This window comes from Pseudomonas sp. (assembly GCF_002796985.1).
In the GTDB taxonomy this organism is placed as follows: Bacteria; Pseudomonadota; Gammaproteobacteria; order Pseudomonadales; family Pseudomonadaceae; genus Pseudomonas.
The window spans coordinates 506,185-520,660 of sequence record NZ_PEKX01000020.1 but is presented as its reverse complement, the minus strand read 5'-3'; the positions used below and the strand labels follow the sequence as shown (position 1 = coordinate 520,660).

Annotated in this window: 13 protein-coding genes; 5 read left to right on the top strand and 8 right to left on the bottom strand. The window is 63.6% G+C overall.

Features of this window, described 5'->3' with window-relative positions:
* Positions 1 to 58: 58 nt before the first annotated feature.
* Positions 59 to 1,288, bottom strand: coding sequence for a phosphoglycerate dehydrogenase (gene serA, locus CTR55_RS24690; RefSeq protein ID WP_296290224.1), 1,230 nt, complete (start codon positions 1,286 to 1,288; stop codon positions 59 to 61).
* Between the two features lie 190 nt (positions 1,289 to 1,478).
* Here serA and CTR55_RS24685 point away from each other — a divergent pair, with 190 nt between their 5' ends.
* The 4 genes from CTR55_RS24685 (at position 1,479) to CTR55_RS24670 (ending at position 5,199) form a co-directional block, all read left to right on the top strand.
* A complete protein-coding gene (locus tag CTR55_RS24685) occupies positions 1,479 to 2,873 on the top strand; it encodes an FAD-binding oxidoreductase (RefSeq protein WP_296290369.1) in 1,395 nt (464 codons plus the stop codon).
* Positions 2,874 to 3,032: 159 nt separating this feature from the next.
* Positions 3,033 to 3,698 (top strand): fumarylacetoacetate hydrolase family protein, encoded by a 666-nt coding sequence (locus CTR55_RS24680; RefSeq protein ID WP_296290223.1) that lies wholly within the window; start codon positions 3,033 to 3,035, stop codon positions 3,696 to 3,698.
* An 84-nt stretch (positions 3,699 to 3,782) separates the two neighbouring features.
* A complete protein-coding gene (locus CTR55_RS24675; RefSeq protein ID WP_296290221.1) occupies positions 3,783 to 4,703 on the top strand; it encodes an SdiA-regulated domain-containing protein in 921 nt (306 codons plus the stop codon).
* A 118-nt stretch (positions 4,704 to 4,821) separates the two neighbouring features.
* Complete coding sequence (locus CTR55_RS24670) at positions 4,822 to 5,199, top strand: NirD/YgiW/YdeI family stress tolerance protein (protein ID WP_296290219.1); 378 nt, start codon at positions 4,822 to 4,824, stop codon at positions 5,197 to 5,199.
* A gap of 158 nt (positions 5,200 to 5,357) precedes the next feature.
* Here CTR55_RS24670 and CTR55_RS24665 read toward each other — a convergent pair whose 3' ends face one another.
* The 7 genes from CTR55_RS24665 to CTR55_RS24635 all read right to left on the bottom strand — a co-directional run bounded on the left by CTR55_RS24665 (position 5,358) and on the right by CTR55_RS24635 (position 13,398).
* Complete coding sequence (locus CTR55_RS24665) at positions 5,358 to 6,389, bottom strand: histone deacetylase family protein (RefSeq protein WP_296290216.1); 1,032 nt, start codon at positions 6,387 to 6,389, stop codon at positions 5,358 to 5,360.
* Between the two features lie 55 nt (positions 6,390 to 6,444).
* Positions 6,445 to 7,854 carry an APC family permease gene (locus CTR55_RS24660; RefSeq protein ID WP_296290215.1) on the bottom strand — a complete coding sequence of 470 codons (1,410 nt, stop codon included), beginning with the start codon at positions 7,852 to 7,854 and terminating at the stop codon, positions 6,445 to 6,447.
* A 391-nt stretch (positions 7,855 to 8,245) separates the two neighbouring features.
* Positions 8,246 to 9,295, bottom strand: a complete 1,050-nt coding sequence (locus CTR55_RS24655) for an extracellular solute-binding protein (protein ID WP_296290213.1) — start codon at positions 9,293 to 9,295, stop codon at positions 8,246 to 8,248.
* 43 nt (positions 9,296 to 9,338) lie between these two features.
* Positions 9,339 to 10,127, bottom strand: coding sequence for an ABC transporter permease (locus tag CTR55_RS24650; protein WP_296290211.1), 789 nt, complete (start codon positions 10,125 to 10,127; stop codon positions 9,339 to 9,341).
* Positions 10,124 to 11,038, bottom strand: coding sequence for an ABC transporter permease (locus tag CTR55_RS24645; protein ID WP_296290209.1), 915 nt, complete (start codon positions 11,036 to 11,038; stop codon positions 10,124 to 10,126). Before CTR55_RS24645 ends, CTR55_RS24650 begins: the two co-directional genes overlap by 4 nt.
* Entirely contained in the window at positions 11,035 to 12,084 is a 1,050-nt protein-coding gene (locus CTR55_RS24640) for an ABC transporter ATP-binding protein (RefSeq protein ID WP_296290207.1), read from the bottom strand. The genes CTR55_RS24645 and CTR55_RS24640 overlap by 4 nt, the downstream gene beginning before the upstream one ends.
* A gap of 297 nt (positions 12,085 to 12,381) precedes the next feature.
* Positions 12,382 to 13,398, bottom strand: coding sequence for an AraC family transcriptional regulator (locus CTR55_RS24635; protein WP_296290205.1), 1,017 nt, complete (start codon positions 13,396 to 13,398; stop codon positions 12,382 to 12,384).
* A gap of 151 nt (positions 13,399 to 13,549) precedes the next feature.
* Between CTR55_RS24635 and CTR55_RS24630 the strand changes: the two genes are divergently transcribed.
* Entirely contained in the window at positions 13,550 to 14,473 is a 924-nt protein-coding gene (locus CTR55_RS24630) for an SdiA-regulated domain-containing protein (RefSeq protein ID WP_296290203.1), read from the top strand.
* The last annotated feature ends 3 nt before the right edge of the window (positions 14,474 to 14,476 follow it).

Here is a 14,476-nt window from a genome sequence, read left to right as displayed (position 1 = left end):
GGCATAGAAACGAAAAAAGGAGGCCGAAGCCTCCTTTTTTCTTACCACCGAGCGGCGCTTAGAACAGCACGCGGCTGCGGATGGTGCCGTTCACGTGCTGCAGCTTCTCCAGCGCCAGGTCCGAGTACTCGGCGTCGACGTCGATCACCACGTAGCCGACCTTGTCGTTGGTCTGCAGGTACTGGCCGGAGATGTTGATGCCGTTGTCGGCGAACACCTTGTTGATCTCGCTCATCACACCCGGAATGTTCTCGTGGATGTGCAGCAGGCGGTGCTTGCCGGGGTGCGACGGCAGGGCCACTTCAGGGAAGTTGACCGAGGATACCGAAGTACCGTTGTCGCTGTACTTGACCAGCTTCTCGGCCACTTCCAGGCCGATGTTGGCCTGGGCTTCGGCGGTGGAGCCGCCGATGTGCGGGGTCAGGATCACGCGATCCAGGCCGCGCAGCGGGCTTTCGAACTCTTCGTCGTTGGACTTGGGCTCGACCGGGAACACGTCGATAGCGGCGCCAATCAGGTGCTCGTCCTTGATCGCGGCAGCCAGGTGGTCCAGTTCGACCACGGTGCCACGGGCGGCGTTGATCAGGATGCCGCCTTTCTTGATGGCGCGGATTTCCTTCTCGCCGATCATCCACTGGGTGGATGGCAGTTCCGGTACGTGCAGCGAAACGATGTCGGACATGCCGAGCAGTTCGTGCAGGTTGCCGACCTGCTGGGCGTTACCCAGCGGCAGCTTGGTCACGGTGTCGTAGAAGAACACCTGCATGCCCAGGGCTTCGGCCAGGACCGACAGTTGGGTGCCGATCGAGCCGTAACCGACGATACCCAGCTTCTTGCCACGGATCTCGAAGGAGTTGGCTGCGGACTTGATCCAGCCGCCACGGTGGCAGGAAGCGTTCTTCTCCGGGATGCCGCGCAGCAGCAGGATCGCCTCGGCCAGCACCAGTTCGGCCACCGAGCGGGTGTTGGAGTAAGGCGCGTTGAACACCGCGATGCCGCGTTCGCGGGCCGCGTTCAGGTTGACCTGGTTGGTGCCGATGCAGAAGCAGCCGACGGCGATCAGTTTTTTCGCCGCGTCGAAGACTTCTTCGGTCAGCTGGGTGCGGGAGCGGATACCGATGAAGTGTGCATCGGCAATCTTTTCCTTCAGCTCGTCATTGGACAGTGCGGTCTTGAGGTACTCGATGTTGGAGTAGCCGGCCGCCTGGAGGGTATCGACGGCATTCTGGTGCACGCCTTCAAGGAGAAGGAATTTGATCTTGCTCTTGTCGAGAGAAGTCTTGCTCATCTGCTTTGAACCTGTAGTCCCGGAATGTGGCTAGAAAATGAACAGCTCTGGCAGGCCTGGCCGGTGCCAGGGGCGGCGCCAAGTGGCGATCTGCGTGGGGTGCGTATGCTAGCATGTTCTCCCTTTTCCTTGCCCGGTTGCGACCTGAGCTGTTCTCAGGACGACCATGAATCCTTTGAGAGTTCACCCGATGACCCGCGAAGCCCTGATCGAATCGCTCAAGCCCCTGCTGGATGCCGGGAAGCTGCTGACTGACGCCGATTCCCTCGAGACCTATGGCAAGGATTGGACCAAGCATTTCGCCCCGGCGCCGCTGGCGATCGCCTTCCCCAAGAGCACCGAGCAGGTCCAGGCCATCGTCCGCTGGGCCAATGAGCACAAGGTCGCGCTGGTGCCCTCGGGCGGCCGCACCGGGCTCTCCGCCGCCGCCGTCGCCGCCAATGGCGAGGTGGTCGTCGCTTTCGACTACATGAACAAGGTGCTCGAATTCAACGAATTCGACCGCACCGCCGTCTGCCAGCCGGGCGTGATCACCAAGCAGCTGCAGACCTTCGCCGAAGAGCACGGCCTCTACTACCCGGTGGACTTCGCGTCGTCGGGCTCCAGCCAGATTGGCGGCAATATCGGCACCAATGCCGGCGGGATCAAGGTCATTCGCTACGGTATGACCCGCAACTGGGTGGCCGGCCTGAAGGTCGTCACCGGCAAGGGCGACCTGCTGGAGCTGAACAAGGACCTGATCAAGAACGCCACCGGCTACGACCTGCGCCAGCTGTTCATTGGCGCCGAAGGCACCCTGGGCTTCGTGGTCGAGGCCACCATGCGCCTGGAGCGCCAGCCGAAGAACCTCACCGCGATGGTGCTGGGCACCCCGGACTTCGATTCGATCATGCCGGTGCTGCACGCCTTCCAGAACAAGCTGGACCTGACCGCCTTCGAATTCTTCTCCGACAAGGCGCTGGCCAAGATCATGGCCCGTGGCGACGTGCCGCCGGCCTTCGAGACCGACTGCCCGTTCTATGCCCTGCTGGAGTTCGAGGCGAGCACCGAGGAAGTGGCCAACGAGGCGCTGGCGACTTTCGAACATTGTGTAGAGCAGGGCTGGGTGCTGGACGGCGTGATGAGCCAAAGCGAGCAGCAGCTGCAGAACCTGTGGAAGCTGCGCGAGTACATCTCCGAGACGATCTCGCACTGGACGCCGTACAAGAACGACATCTCTGTCACCGTCAGCAAGGTCCCGGCCTTCCTCAAGGACATCGACACCATCGTCGAGGCCAACTACCCCGACTTCGAAGTCGTCTGGTTCGGCCACATCGGCGACGGCAACCTGCACCTGAACATCCTCAAGCCCGAGAACCTGACCAAGGACGAGTTCTTCGCCAAGTGCGCGACCGTCAACAAGTGGGTGTTCGAGACCGTGCAGAAGTACAACGGCTCCATCTCCGCCGAGCACGGCGTGGGCATGACCAAGCGTGATTACCTGGGGTACTCTCGCTCGGAGGCTGAAATCGGCTACATGAAGGCGGTCAAGGCGGTGTTCGATCCCAACGGGATCATGAACCCTGGGAAGATCTTCGCCGACTAAGTCGCAGTAATCATGGAAGGGCCGGCTCTTTGGATAGAGGGGCCGGCCCTTCGCACGTCAGCGTCACCGGAAGTGGCGCGTGCGCCGGCAGGATGCGGGCAACCGTGCGGGACCACGAGCCCCGCGCGGATCACTCTTCCAAGCGTTCAGGAGTCGGTCATGAGTTACCAGCATCAGTATGTCGATGGCACCCCGATCCATTTCACCCTGGGCAAGGTGGTCTGCGTCGGCCGCAACTACGCGGAGCACGCCAAGGAGCTGAACAACCCGGTACCGACCGAGCCGCTGCTGTTCATCAAGCCCGGCTCCTGCACCGTATCGCCGGCCGGTGGTTTTGCCATTCCCGAGGACCGCGGCTCGGTGCACTACGAGGCGGAAATCGCCGTGCTGATCGGCAAACCGCTGTCGCGCAAGCCGAGCGCCGAGGAAGTCCTGGACGCGATCTCCGGCTACGCCCCGGCGCTGGACCTGACTCTGCGTGACGTCCAGGCCAAGCTCAAGGAAAAGGGCCTGCCGTGGGAGCTGGCCAAGTCCTTCGACGGCGCCTTCGTGCTGGCGCCCTTCGTCAGCGCCGACCACTTCCCGGACCCGACCGATATCGGCATCCGTCTGACCATCGACGGGGAAGTCCGCCAGGACGGCAACAGCCGCGACATGCTCAACCCCATCGTGCCGCTGATCCAGCACATCTGCGGGCACTTCTCGCTGCAGCCGGGCGACGTGGTCTCCACTGGCACGCCGGTGGGTGTCGGACCGCTCAAGAGCGGCAGTGAGGTGGTACTGGAACTTCCCGGCGCCAGTCGCTTCGAAAGCCGCGTGCTTTAACCTCATTGTTCCGCCGAGGGCCGCTGTTCATGCGGCCTTCGCTTGTTGCGGGACACCTTGCCGTGCTGATCAACAAGAGTCGTCATGACCATGTCCATCCTTCGTCCTCGCTGGCTGTTGCTGGCCCTGCTGCTCGCCCTGGTGGTGCTCGGCATCCTGACTTTCCGCTTCCACTGGAATGACCGCGCCAGCCTTTGGCTGCGCGAGCAGGACACCAGTGCGCAGGCGCGCGCCGAGAGCATCTGGCTGCCGGGCTACCGCGCGGTGATCCAGGGCAAGGCGCTCAAGGGCGGCATCGAAGGACAGGAAACTTCCGACCTCGCCTACAACCCGGTGACCCGTACGCTGTTCACCGTCACCGGCAAGAAGCCGCTACTGGCGGAACTGTCGCTGACCGGTGAGGTGCTGCGGGTGATCCCCTTGCTGGGCATGTCCAACCCCGAAGGCGTGGCGGTGCTGGAGAACGGCAATGTCGCGGTAACCGATGAGCGCCAGAATTCCCTGACCATCTTCCACGTCGATCCACAGACCCGCGAGCTGAGCACCGCGAAGCTGTCCAGCTTCGACCTCGGGCCGCGCGGCAAGAAGAACAAGGGTATCGAGGGTATTGCCTGGGACCCACGTCAACATCGCCTGGTGCTGGGACAGGAGCGCGACCCGCTGGCGCTGTTCAGCTTGGCCAGCGATGGTGGTTCGAGCCTGAGTGGCGCTCTGCAGCCGCTGCCCAGCGACCTGCTGATGACCAACGTCTCGGCGCTGAGCATCGACCCGCGTACTGGCCATACGCTGGTGCTGTCGGCGGAATCGCACCTGCTGCTGGAGCTGGACGAGAAGGGCGAGCCGGTCAGCTTCATCAGTCTGCTCGGTGGGCTGAACGGCCTGCACGAGAAGATTCCGCGCGCCGAAGGTGTGGCCATCGACGAGCAGGGCACCATCTATATGGTCAGCGAGCCGGACCTGTTCTACGTGTTCAAACGCGAGCCGCAGTCGGCCAAGGTGGATTGACCTGGGTCGGGGGAGCGGGCGTTCGGGGGCTTTAAGGTTGGGTTAAGTCCGGATTCAGGCTGATTTCAGTCACCGGCACTAAGCTGACCCCATCGAAAACGCCACAGGAGGCATTTCCATGAAACTGATTCATCTCCCCCTGATCGCTGCCGCTGGCCTGTTCTCCACCCTCACCCTGGCCGCCGGCTATACCGGCCCGGGCAGCGATGCCAAGCCCGTTGCCGCCGCCGCGCAGATCACCACGGTCAAGCAAGCGCAGTCCGCCCACGATGACACGCCGGTGGTACTGGAAGGCGTGATCACCAAGCGTATCGGCGGTGAGCACTACGAGTTCAAGGACGCCACCGGCAGCATCCAGGTCGAGATCGACCACGACGATTGGCCGGCCGGCGCCTCGGTCTCCGAGAACACCAAGGTGCGCCTGACCGGTGAGGTCGACCACCACAAGATGAAGGCCACCGACATCGATGTGGACCGGGTCGAAATCCTGCAGTAATCCCGCTCCAACGAAAAAGCCGCACCGGGAACCCCGTGCGGCTTTCTTGTGCTCTTCGTAGGAGCGAGCTTGCTCGCGAAAAGCGTATCCCAGCATGCCGAGCAAATCGGCGTAATGGCTGGTTCGCGAGCAAGCTCGCTCCTACAAAAGCCAACGCATCAGCCGATGCTCTCGAAGCCCTGCAGCACATTGATCGCGTTGACGCCGATCTCCTCCACCGCATAACCGCCTTCCATCACGAACAGGGTCGGCAGGCCGAGCTTGCCGATGGCCTCGCCCATGCGCAGGTAGTCCGGGCTGTCCAGCTTGAACTGGGAGATCGGGTCTTCCTTGTAGGTGTCCACGCCCAGCGAGACGATCAGCACATCCGGCCGGTACGCGGAGATCTGCCGGACCGCCGCCTGCAGCGCCAGGCTCCATACCGACCAGTCGCTACCCGAGGCTAGCGGGTAGTTGAAGTTGAAGCCTTCGCCCACGCCCTGGCCCTTCTCGTCGGCATAGCCGAGGAAGTACGGGTACTCGAAGCGCGGGTCGCCGTGGATCGAGGTGAACAGCACGTCGGCGCGGTCGTAGAAGATGTCCTGGGTGCCGTTGCCGTGGTGGTAATCGACATCGAGGATGGCCACGCGGTTGGCGCCCTGGTCGAGGATCGACTGGGCGGCAATGGCCGCGTTGTTGAAGAAGCAGTAGCCGCCCATGAAGTCGGCCGAGGCGTGGTGGCCCGGCGGACGGCACAGCGAGAACACCGAGCGCGCGCCCTTGGCCAGTTCGGCCTGGCCGGTCATCGCCACGTTCACCGAACTGAGTACCGCCTGCCAGGTGCCGGCGGTGATCGGTGCGCCAGCGTCCAGGCTGTAGAAGCCCAGGCGGCCGTCGATGCTGTCCGGCTCTTTCTGCCGCAGGCGGCGAGTTGGCCAGCAGATCGGCAGCATGTCGTGGGTGCGGCCGGTGGCGACCCAGTCACGCCAGGCATGCTGCAGGAACCGCACGAAGCCTTCGCTGTGCACCCTCAGGATGGGCTCCAGGCCGAAGTCACGCGGGGCCTGGATGTCGCCCAGTTTCACCGCCTTGGCCCGGTCCAGCACCATGTCGGCGCGGCTGGGCTTTTCGAAGCAGGGGGTGAACTGGCCGCCGATCAGCTCATGCTGACCGTGGTGCAAGCGATGGTCGTCGGTATAGATCGTCAACATCACGCGCTCCTGAGGGCGCCTCCGGGCGCCCGTTGGGTTCTGGATAGCTCTGCCGTCAGGCGTTTTCCTCGAAATTCACACTCGGTGCCTTGCGACGGAAACCGCCGGTATGCACCGCCAGGTAAGCGAAACCGACCGCGAACCAGCTCAGGCCGACGACCAGCGTCAGCTGCGAGAGGCTGGTCCACAGCCACAGGGTCAGGCACAGGCCGATGAACGGAATCGCCCCGTACAACAGGACGTTCTTCGCCCCGCGGCGACGCTCGACGCCCAGGTAGGTGCGGATCACCGCCAGGTTGACCACGGAGAAGGCCACCAACGCGCCGAAGCTGATCATCGAGGCGAGGGTGGTCAGGTCCAGCACGACCGCCAGCAGGGAGACGGCGGACACCACCAGAATCGCCACGACCGGGGTCTGGAAGCGTGCGTGCAGGACGCCGAACAGGCTGCGCGGCAGGATGCCGTCACGGCCCATGGTGAAGATGATGCGCGACACCGAGGCCTGGGACGCCAGCGCCGAGCCGATACAGCCGGCGATGTAGGCGGAGGTGAAGAAGTTGCCGAGGAACTGGCCGCCGGCCTTGAGCATCACCTCGTTGGCTGCCGAGTCGGCGTTCTGGAACACGCTGCCGGGGAACACCAGCTGGCTGATGATCGCCAGCAGGGTGAACATCAGGCCGGCGATGACGGTGGTGATGATGATGGCGCGGGGGATGTCGCGGCGGGCATCGCGGGTTTCCTCGGCCATGGTCGAGACCGCGTCGAAGCCCAGGAACGACAGGCATAGCACCGCAGCGCCGGCCATCAGCGGTGCGAAGCCGGGCTGGGTGCCGTCACCGACGAAGGGCAGGCTGAAGTCGATCGCGGCGCCGCCAGCCAGGCTCTTGATCGACATGACCACGAACACCACGATGAACACCAGCTGCGCGCCGACGATGACGTTGCTCATGCCGGCGACCTGGCTGATGCCGACCACGTTGAGCACGGTGACCAGGGCAATGGAGGCGACCACGAACATCCAGGCCGGGATTTCCGGGAAGGCGATGTTCATGAACAGGCCGATGAGCAGGTAGTTGATCATCGGCAGGAACAGGTAATCGAGCAGCAGCGACCAGCCGGACAGGAAGCCGACCACCGGGCCGAAGCTCAGGCTGGTGTAGGAGTACGCCGAGCCGGAAATGGGGTACTTGCGCACCATGAAGCTGTAGGAGGCGGCGGTGAACAGCATCGCCAGCAGGGTGATCAGGTAGGCGCTGGCGGTACGCCCGCCGGTCATCTCGGTGACCACGCCGTAGGTGGTGAACATGGTCAGCGGGACCATGTAGACCAGACCGAAGAAGACCAGGGCGGGCAGGCCGAGGACGCGTTTCAGGCGGGCGTCGGCGTTGGCCGGGGCGCCCTGTTGGGTGCTCTGTGGAGCGCTCTTTGGAGTAGGTGCAGTACTGGCGCTGTGTTGGCTGGCCATGGGGGAATCCTCGCGATTTTTATGATTGCGTGCGGGCGGGCGGCGTTCGGTGGCCGTCCTGATGTCGTCGGCTTACGGGGCTTAGCCGCAGCGATGACGACGCGCGAGGAATGAGGGTGTGTGCTGCAGGGTGACGCGAAAGCTGGTCATGGGCGTTCTCGGGGCATTTGTTCTTGTGGATAACGCGCTCGCGTTCCCTCGGGAAATCCCTGCGCCACCGGTGATGGTGCAAGGGCTGGCCGCCTTTCCAGCCGCTCCCTGCGCGAGCTGCCCGACTCTAGCAACCAGGGGTGCCGGGCAGAACCCTGCAAAGGGTCAAAAAGGGATCGAAATGGCCAAATTGGCTGTCAGGGTCACCCGGCGCGCACCGCCGCGCCGGGTGACTTCCCGGTCATTTCTTCAGCTTGGTCCAGACTTTGGAGCGCAGTTGCAGGGCTTTGGGCGAGCACAGCTGGAAGGGCTTCAGGCGATCGAGCTTGTCCGCCGGGGTGTTGATCGCCGGGTCGTCGAACAGCTCCTTGTCCATGAACTTGTCCGAGCCTTCGACCGCGTTGTTGTACTTGGCGAAGTTGGAGGCCAGGGCAATGTTCTCCGGTTGCATCATCCAGTTCAGGAAGATGTGCGCTTCCTTGATGTTGGTGGCGTCCTTGGGAATGGTCAGGTTGTCGATGAACAGGCGCACGCCTTCCTTCGGATAGACGTAGACCAGGCTGGCGCGCTGGGCGTGGGCGCGGTGGAAGGCGCCGTTCCATTGCTGGTGCATGGAGACTTCACCGGCGGCCATGCGCTCGATGGTGCCGTCGCTGTTGTACATGGCCAGCATCGGTTTCTGCTTGAGCAGCAGGTCCTGGATCTTCGCCGCCTCTTTCGGGTCCTCGGTGCACTCGTCGATGCCCAGGTAATAGGACGCCGGGGCGTACAGCTCCTCGATGGAGTTGAGTGCCACGACCTTGCCTTTGAGCTCCGCCGGGGGTTCGAAGAACGGCTTCCAGCTCTCATCCAGCTTGCCACCGGGGACCTTGGCGCTGTCGTAGCTGTAGCCGGTGGTACCCCACAGGTAGGGCACGGAATAGTCGTGGCCCGGGTCGTAGGTGAGGGTCTTGAACTTGTCTTTCAGGTTCGCCAGGTTCGGCAGCTGCGACTTGTCGAGCTTCTGCAGCAGACCCTCCTTGACGAAAATCTCGATGAAGCTGTCCGACGGCACGACCACGTCGTACGCGCCGCCGCCGGCCTTGAGCTTGGCCAGCAGGGTTTCGTTGCTGTCGTAGGAGTCCAGGGTGGCGTTGATGCCGGTGTCCTTCTCGAACTTTTTCAGCAGCTCCGGCGGGAAGTAGTCGGACCAGTTGGCGAAGTGCAGGGTGCCCTCGGCATGCGCGCTGCCCGCCAGCAACAGGCTGGCGGCAACGAGCGTGCGGGCGATGGGGGTACGGCGGAATTTCATCGGTGAAGCTCCTTGCAATGTTGTTTTGATTGGCGGCAGGAGGTCAGCGGCGACGCTGGCCGACGTAGTACGACAACGCAACGAACGCGATGGAAATCAACAGTATTATTGAAGATATGGCGTTGATCTTCGGGGAAATTCCCATTCTGATGGAGCTGAAGATGTACACCGGCAGGGTGGTGGCCCCGGCGCCGGCGACGAAGTAGGTGATGACGAAGTCATCCATCGAGATGATGAACGCCAGCATCGCCCCGGAGACGATCCCCGGCGTCAGCAGCGGGAAGGTCACCTTCCAGAAGGTCTTCCACGGTGAGGCGTAGAGGTCCGCCGCCGCTTCCGCCAACCTGGGGTCCATGCCTTCGAGACGGGCGCGGATCGGCAGGTAGGCGAAGGGAATGCAGAACACGATGTGCGCCAGCAGGATGGTGAACAGCGACAGCTTCAGGCCGACGAAGGCGAAGAACATCAGTGTCGCTACGGCGGTGACGATCTCCGGCACCAGCAGCGGCAGGCCGAGCACGCCGCTCATCAGCGTCTGCCCGCGGAACGAGCGGCCGCGCATGCCCAGGGCGGCGAGCGTGGCGAGTGTCGTCGCAATGATCGTGGCGAGGCTGGCGACGATCAGCGAGTTCTTCGCCGCGCGGAGGATCTCCGGGTCGTCCGCGACCACCGAGTACCACTTCAGGCTGAAGCTTTCCCACAGCGTCGCCGACTGGCCGCTGTTGAAGCTCAGCACCACCAGCACGAAGATCGGGATGTAGAGGAAGGCGAAGAACAGCCAGGCGGCGGGCCTGATTCCGGTGAAGCGCCAGAGCGGGTTGGCCGACTTCATGGGTGACCTCCCGCTGCGCCCGGTTTGAAGCGCATGTTGTAGATCAGCATCGCCAGCAACACGAAGGCCAGCAGGGCGAAGGACAGCGCCGCGCCGAACGGCCAGTTGTGCGCCGTGCCGAACTGCAGCTGGATCAGGTTGCCGATCATCAGCGACTTACCGCCCCCGAGCAGCTCGGGAATGATGTAGCTGCCCAGCGAGGGAATGAATACGAGGATGCAGCCGGCGACGATGCCGGGCATGGCCAGCGGGATGATGATTCGCTTCAGCGCCTTCCAGCGGTTGGCGCCCAGGTCGAAGGCCGCTTCCACCAGGCGCCAGTCCATCTTCTCCAGGCTGGTGTAGATGGGCAGGACCATGAACGGCAGGTAGGTGTAGAGCAGGCCGATGATCACCGCGTTGTCGGTATAGAGGATGCCGAGCGATGCGTCGGGGAAGCCCAGCCCGTGCAGGCCCTCGTCGATCAGCCCGCCGTTGCGCAGCAGCAGCATCCAGGCGTACACCCGCACCAGCAGGTTGGTCCAGAACGGCACCGTGACCAGGAACAGCAGCAGGTTGCGTCGGCGTTCGTCCTGCAGCGCCAGGTACAGCGCGGTGGGGAAGCCGATCAGCACGCAGCCCAGGGTGGTCAGGATCGACAGCCAGAACGAGCGCTGGAAGATGCCCAGGTAGTCGGCGTTGAACGCCAGGCTGTCGTCCAGGTCGCGCTCCCAGAGGAAGTTGAGGTAGGCCTCGACGGTGTGCTGGCCCCACTTTACGCCGCCGTAGTCGCCCGGTGCCTGGATCGACACGGCGAACATGATGCCCAGCGGCAGGACCAGGAAGACCACCAGCATGATCATCGCCGGGCTGGTCAGGGCCAGGCGATTGAACAGCGATTTGCGTTCCGCTTGTGCGCGCAGTGTACTCATTCGGCCAGCACCCGGATGGCGGTGGCGGGAATGCGGACCCGCACCCGCGCGCCGGGCGCGTGGGTGGAAAGGGCACCGTCGCGATTCTGCTGACGGACCCGGAAGCCGCCCTGACCGGCGACATTGAGGTGGTAAACGGTGTCGGTGCCGACGTAGACGATGTTCTCGACCACGCCTTCGAGCTGGCCGTCCTGCGCAAGCTCGGTGCGTTCCGGGCGGATCGCCAGGGTCACCTTGCCGGGCAGGGTGGTGGCGGCCGGCAGCAACTGGCCGTCAGCCAGGCGCACGCTGTCGCCGCTGGATTCGCCTTCGAGGAAGTTGGTCTCGCCGATGAAATCGGCCACCAGGCGATTGACCGGTGACTCGTAGATTTCGGTGGGCGTGCCGATCTGCATGACCTTGCCGCGACTCATCACCGCGATGCGATCAGACATGGTCAGCGCTTCTTCCTGGTCATGGGTGACGAAGATGAAGGTGATGCCGGTCTCGTGCTGCAGGCGCTTGAGCTCGATCTGCATTTCCTTGCGCAGCTTCAGGTCCAGCGCGGACAGCGATTCGTCGAGCAGCAGCACCTTGGGCCGGCTGGCCAGTGCGCGGGCCAGGGCGATGCGCTGTTGCTGGCCGCCGGAGAGTTGGTCGGCGCGGCGCTTGCCGACATCCGGCAGGCGCACCAGGTCGAGCATCTTCTGCACGGTGGCGTCGATGTCGCTGCGCTGTTTGCCCTGCATTTCCAGGCCGAAGGCGATGTTTTCCGCCACGGTCATGTGGGGGAACAGGGCGTAGCTCTGGAAGACGGTATTGACCGGGCGGCGGAAGGGCGGAAGGCCTTCCATTGCGTCGCCATAAAGGCGAATGCTGCCGGAGGAGGGTTGTTCGAAGCCGGCGATCAGTCGCAGCAACGTGGTCTTGCCGCAGCCGGACGGGCCGAGGAGGGTGAAGAATTCGTTGGCGCGGATTTCCAGTGACACGTCGTCCAGGGCCTTGAGGCCTTGTCCGGGTGTACCGAACTCCATGCATATCCGCTCGATGGTGATCGCGCTGGTCATGCTTGTACCATGCAGTTAAGCAGTTGTTATTGTTGAGGTTTTACGGTTTCTAGGACCGTTTCACCTAGCTGCGGATTGATAATGACCAAGCGCCGGGATGCGCAGAACGATAGATCAGGCCAATAAGGGATAAATCAGGCCAAGTTGAAAATGCGCTTTGCCGTGCTGGGTTTCGGGCGGCAGCGGGGGGTCGTCCTTCAGGCTTTTTGTAGGAGCGAGCTTGCTCGCGAACAATCGCTGCTGGGGACTGGGTTCGCGAGCAAGCTCGCTCCTACAGTGACGTTTCCGCTCGTTGCTTCAGCCCCGATACAAGCTCGGACTCGCCCCACTCCAGCGCTGGAAGGCATGCCGGAAGCTCGCCGTCTCGCTGTAGCCCAACTGCTCGGCGATCAGGTAGATCGGCAGGTCGGTGTCCTTGAGCAACTGCCGCGCGCGGTCGAAGCGCACCTCGTCGAGCACCTGTTGATAACTGGTGTTCTGCTGCTGCAGGTGGCGGCGCAGGGTGCGGGTGGAGCGGTGCAGGTGGCGGGCCACGGTGTCCAGGCTGGCAGTGTCCTGCAGGTGGCTGGCGAGATGTTGGCGCAGTTGGTCGATCATGTCGCCACGGCTGCTGAGCAGCGCGCTCATTCGCAGACATTGCTGTACGCCGTTGTGGCAACTGACCGGGTCGGCCAGCGGCAGCGGCCGGTCCAGCAGCGCCGGGCTGAAGCACAGCGCGCTGGTGGGTGCGCCGAAATCCACCGGGCAGCCCAGGCGTTCGGTGTAAGTCTCGGCGTGCAGCGGTGGACGATAGGCGAGCAGCAGCCTTCGCGGCCGCACCGACTCGCCGAGCAGATCGCGGATCACCGTCAGCATCGAGGTCAGGCATAGCTCGGTGTTGAACACCGTCAGTTCCGGCGCGTAGCGGTAGCCATCGGCGCTGAGGTGGACTTCGTCGCCCTGCGGCGTCAGCGCCAGGCGGAAGTAGGTGCCGAGCAACTCGGGAAAGGTCAGGGCCAGTTTCAGCGCGTCACGCAGCGTGCGACTGGCGAGCATGCTGTAGCCGAGGATGCCGTAAGCCGAGACATGCATGCGCAGGCCGAGGTAGAGACCCAGCGCCGGGTCGTGGTGGCAGTTCAGGGCGTTGGCGAAGACACGCAATTCCTGCGCGTGGGTAATCAGTTTCTCCGGGGTCAGCAAGTCCGCCTCGCCGATGCCGCTGCCCTCCAGTAGTTTCGGGCGCGGCACGCCCGCGTGGTGCAGCACCTCGGTCGCCAGCACCACCGTGTGCAGGGTCGCCTGCTGGCGTTGTTCGGGGAGTAGATGCTGGGCCATCGCTGTGCCTCTTGCGAAAGGTCGGGCGGTCTATGGATCGGGCGGTCTTGCGCTAATCTGACTCTAGCCGGCCCACAGCCCATGATGGCCTTTAAGTTTGGCTTCAGGCGCTGCTGCGAAGCTGCCACGCCAACCCTGCCCCGAGTCCTCCATGCGTCGTCTGCTCAAACCCCGCCGCCTGCTTTTGCTGCTGGCGCTGATCGCCCTGGCCATGCTGTTGGCATTGGGTCAGAGCTTCCGGGTCTACGAGCGCGCCTGGTTCAAGCTCAATGAATGGCGTCATGCAGCCGAGTGGCAGGACAAGTCGATCTGGCTGCCGGACTATCGCGTGGTGCTGGAGGGGCAACCGATCGAGGGCCTGGACGAAAACGTCTCGGCACTGACCTACGATCCGGACCGGCAGACCCTGTTCACCGTCACCAACAAGCACAACGAGCTGGTGGAGTTGTCGCTGGAAGGCAAGGTGCTGCGCAGGATCAAGCTGCACGGCTTCGGCGATACCGAGGCTATCGAGTACATCAGCCGCAACGTGTACGTGATCACCGACGAAACCCACCAGCGCCTGATTCGCGTGGAGTTGCATGACGACACCAAGGAGCTCCACATCGACGACGCCCAGCAGCTCGCCCTGGCTTTGGGGCGAGGCGGCAACAGTGGTTTCGAGGGGCTGGCCTACGACTCGCTGGGCAAGCGCCTGTTCGTCGCCAAGGAGCGCAATCCGGTGCACATCTACGAGGTGCGCGGCTTCCCCTACGAGCAGTCGCAGCAACCCATCGCGGTGCATGTGGTGGAAGACCTGCAGCACAACCGCAATCTGTTCGTCCGCGATCTCTCCAGCCTGCAGTACGACGAGCGCAGCGGGCACCTGCTGGCGCTGTCCGACGAATCCCGGCTGGTGCTGGAACTGAGCGCTGATGGCGAGCCGATCAGCTCGCTGTCGCTGCTGCGCGGCATGCAGGGGCTGAGGCGCAGCGTGCCGCAGGCCGAAGGCATTGCCATGGACGACCAGGGCTCGCTGTACCTGGTCAGCGAGCCCAATCTCTTCTACGTGTTCAAGAAGCGCGAGGCGCCCTGAGGG

Excerpts from the sequence above, each read along its gene's own strand:
- serA (WP_296290224.1), bottom strand. The coding sequence starts at position 1,288 with ATGAGCAAGACTTCTCTCGACAAGAGCAAGATCAAATTCCTTCTCCTT.
- CTR55_RS24685 (WP_296290369.1), top strand. The coding sequence starts at position 1,479 with ATGACCCGCGAAGCCCTGATCGAATCGCTCAAGCCCCTGCTGGATGCC.
- CTR55_RS24680 (WP_296290223.1), top strand. The coding sequence starts at position 3,033 with ATGAGTTACCAGCATCAGTATGTCGATGGCACCCCGATCCATTTCACC.
- CTR55_RS24675 (WP_296290221.1), top strand. The coding sequence starts at position 3,783 with ATGACCATGTCCATCCTTCGTCCTCGCTGGCTGTTGCTGGCCCTGCTG.
- CTR55_RS24670 (WP_296290219.1), top strand. The coding sequence starts at position 4,822 with ATGAAACTGATTCATCTCCCCCTGATCGCTGCCGCTGGCCTGTTCTCC.
- CTR55_RS24665 (WP_296290216.1), bottom strand. The coding sequence starts at position 6,389 with ATGTTGACGATCTATACCGACGACCATCGCTTGCACCACGGTCAGCAT.
- CTR55_RS24660 (WP_296290215.1), bottom strand. The coding sequence starts at position 7,854 with ATGGCCAGCCAACACAGCGCCAGTACTGCACCTACTCCAAAGAGCGCT.
- CTR55_RS24655 (WP_296290213.1), bottom strand. The coding sequence starts at position 9,295 with ATGAAATTCCGCCGTACCCCCATCGCCCGCACGCTCGTTGCCGCCAGC.
- CTR55_RS24650 (WP_296290211.1), bottom strand. The coding sequence starts at position 10,127 with ATGAAGTCGGCCAACCCGCTCTGGCGCTTCACCGGAATCAGGCCCGCC.
- CTR55_RS24645 (WP_296290209.1), bottom strand. The coding sequence starts at position 11,038 with ATGAGTACACTGCGCGCACAAGCGGAACGCAAATCGCTGTTCAATCGC.
- CTR55_RS24640 (WP_296290207.1), bottom strand. The coding sequence starts at position 12,084 with ATGACCAGCGCGATCACCATCGAGCGGATATGCATGGAGTTCGGTACA.
- CTR55_RS24635 (WP_296290205.1), bottom strand. The coding sequence starts at position 13,398 with ATGGCCCAGCATCTACTCCCCGAACAACGCCAGCAGGCGACCCTGCAC.
- CTR55_RS24630 (WP_296290203.1), top strand. The coding sequence starts at position 13,550 with ATGCGTCGTCTGCTCAAACCCCGCCGCCTGCTTTTGCTGCTGGCGCTG.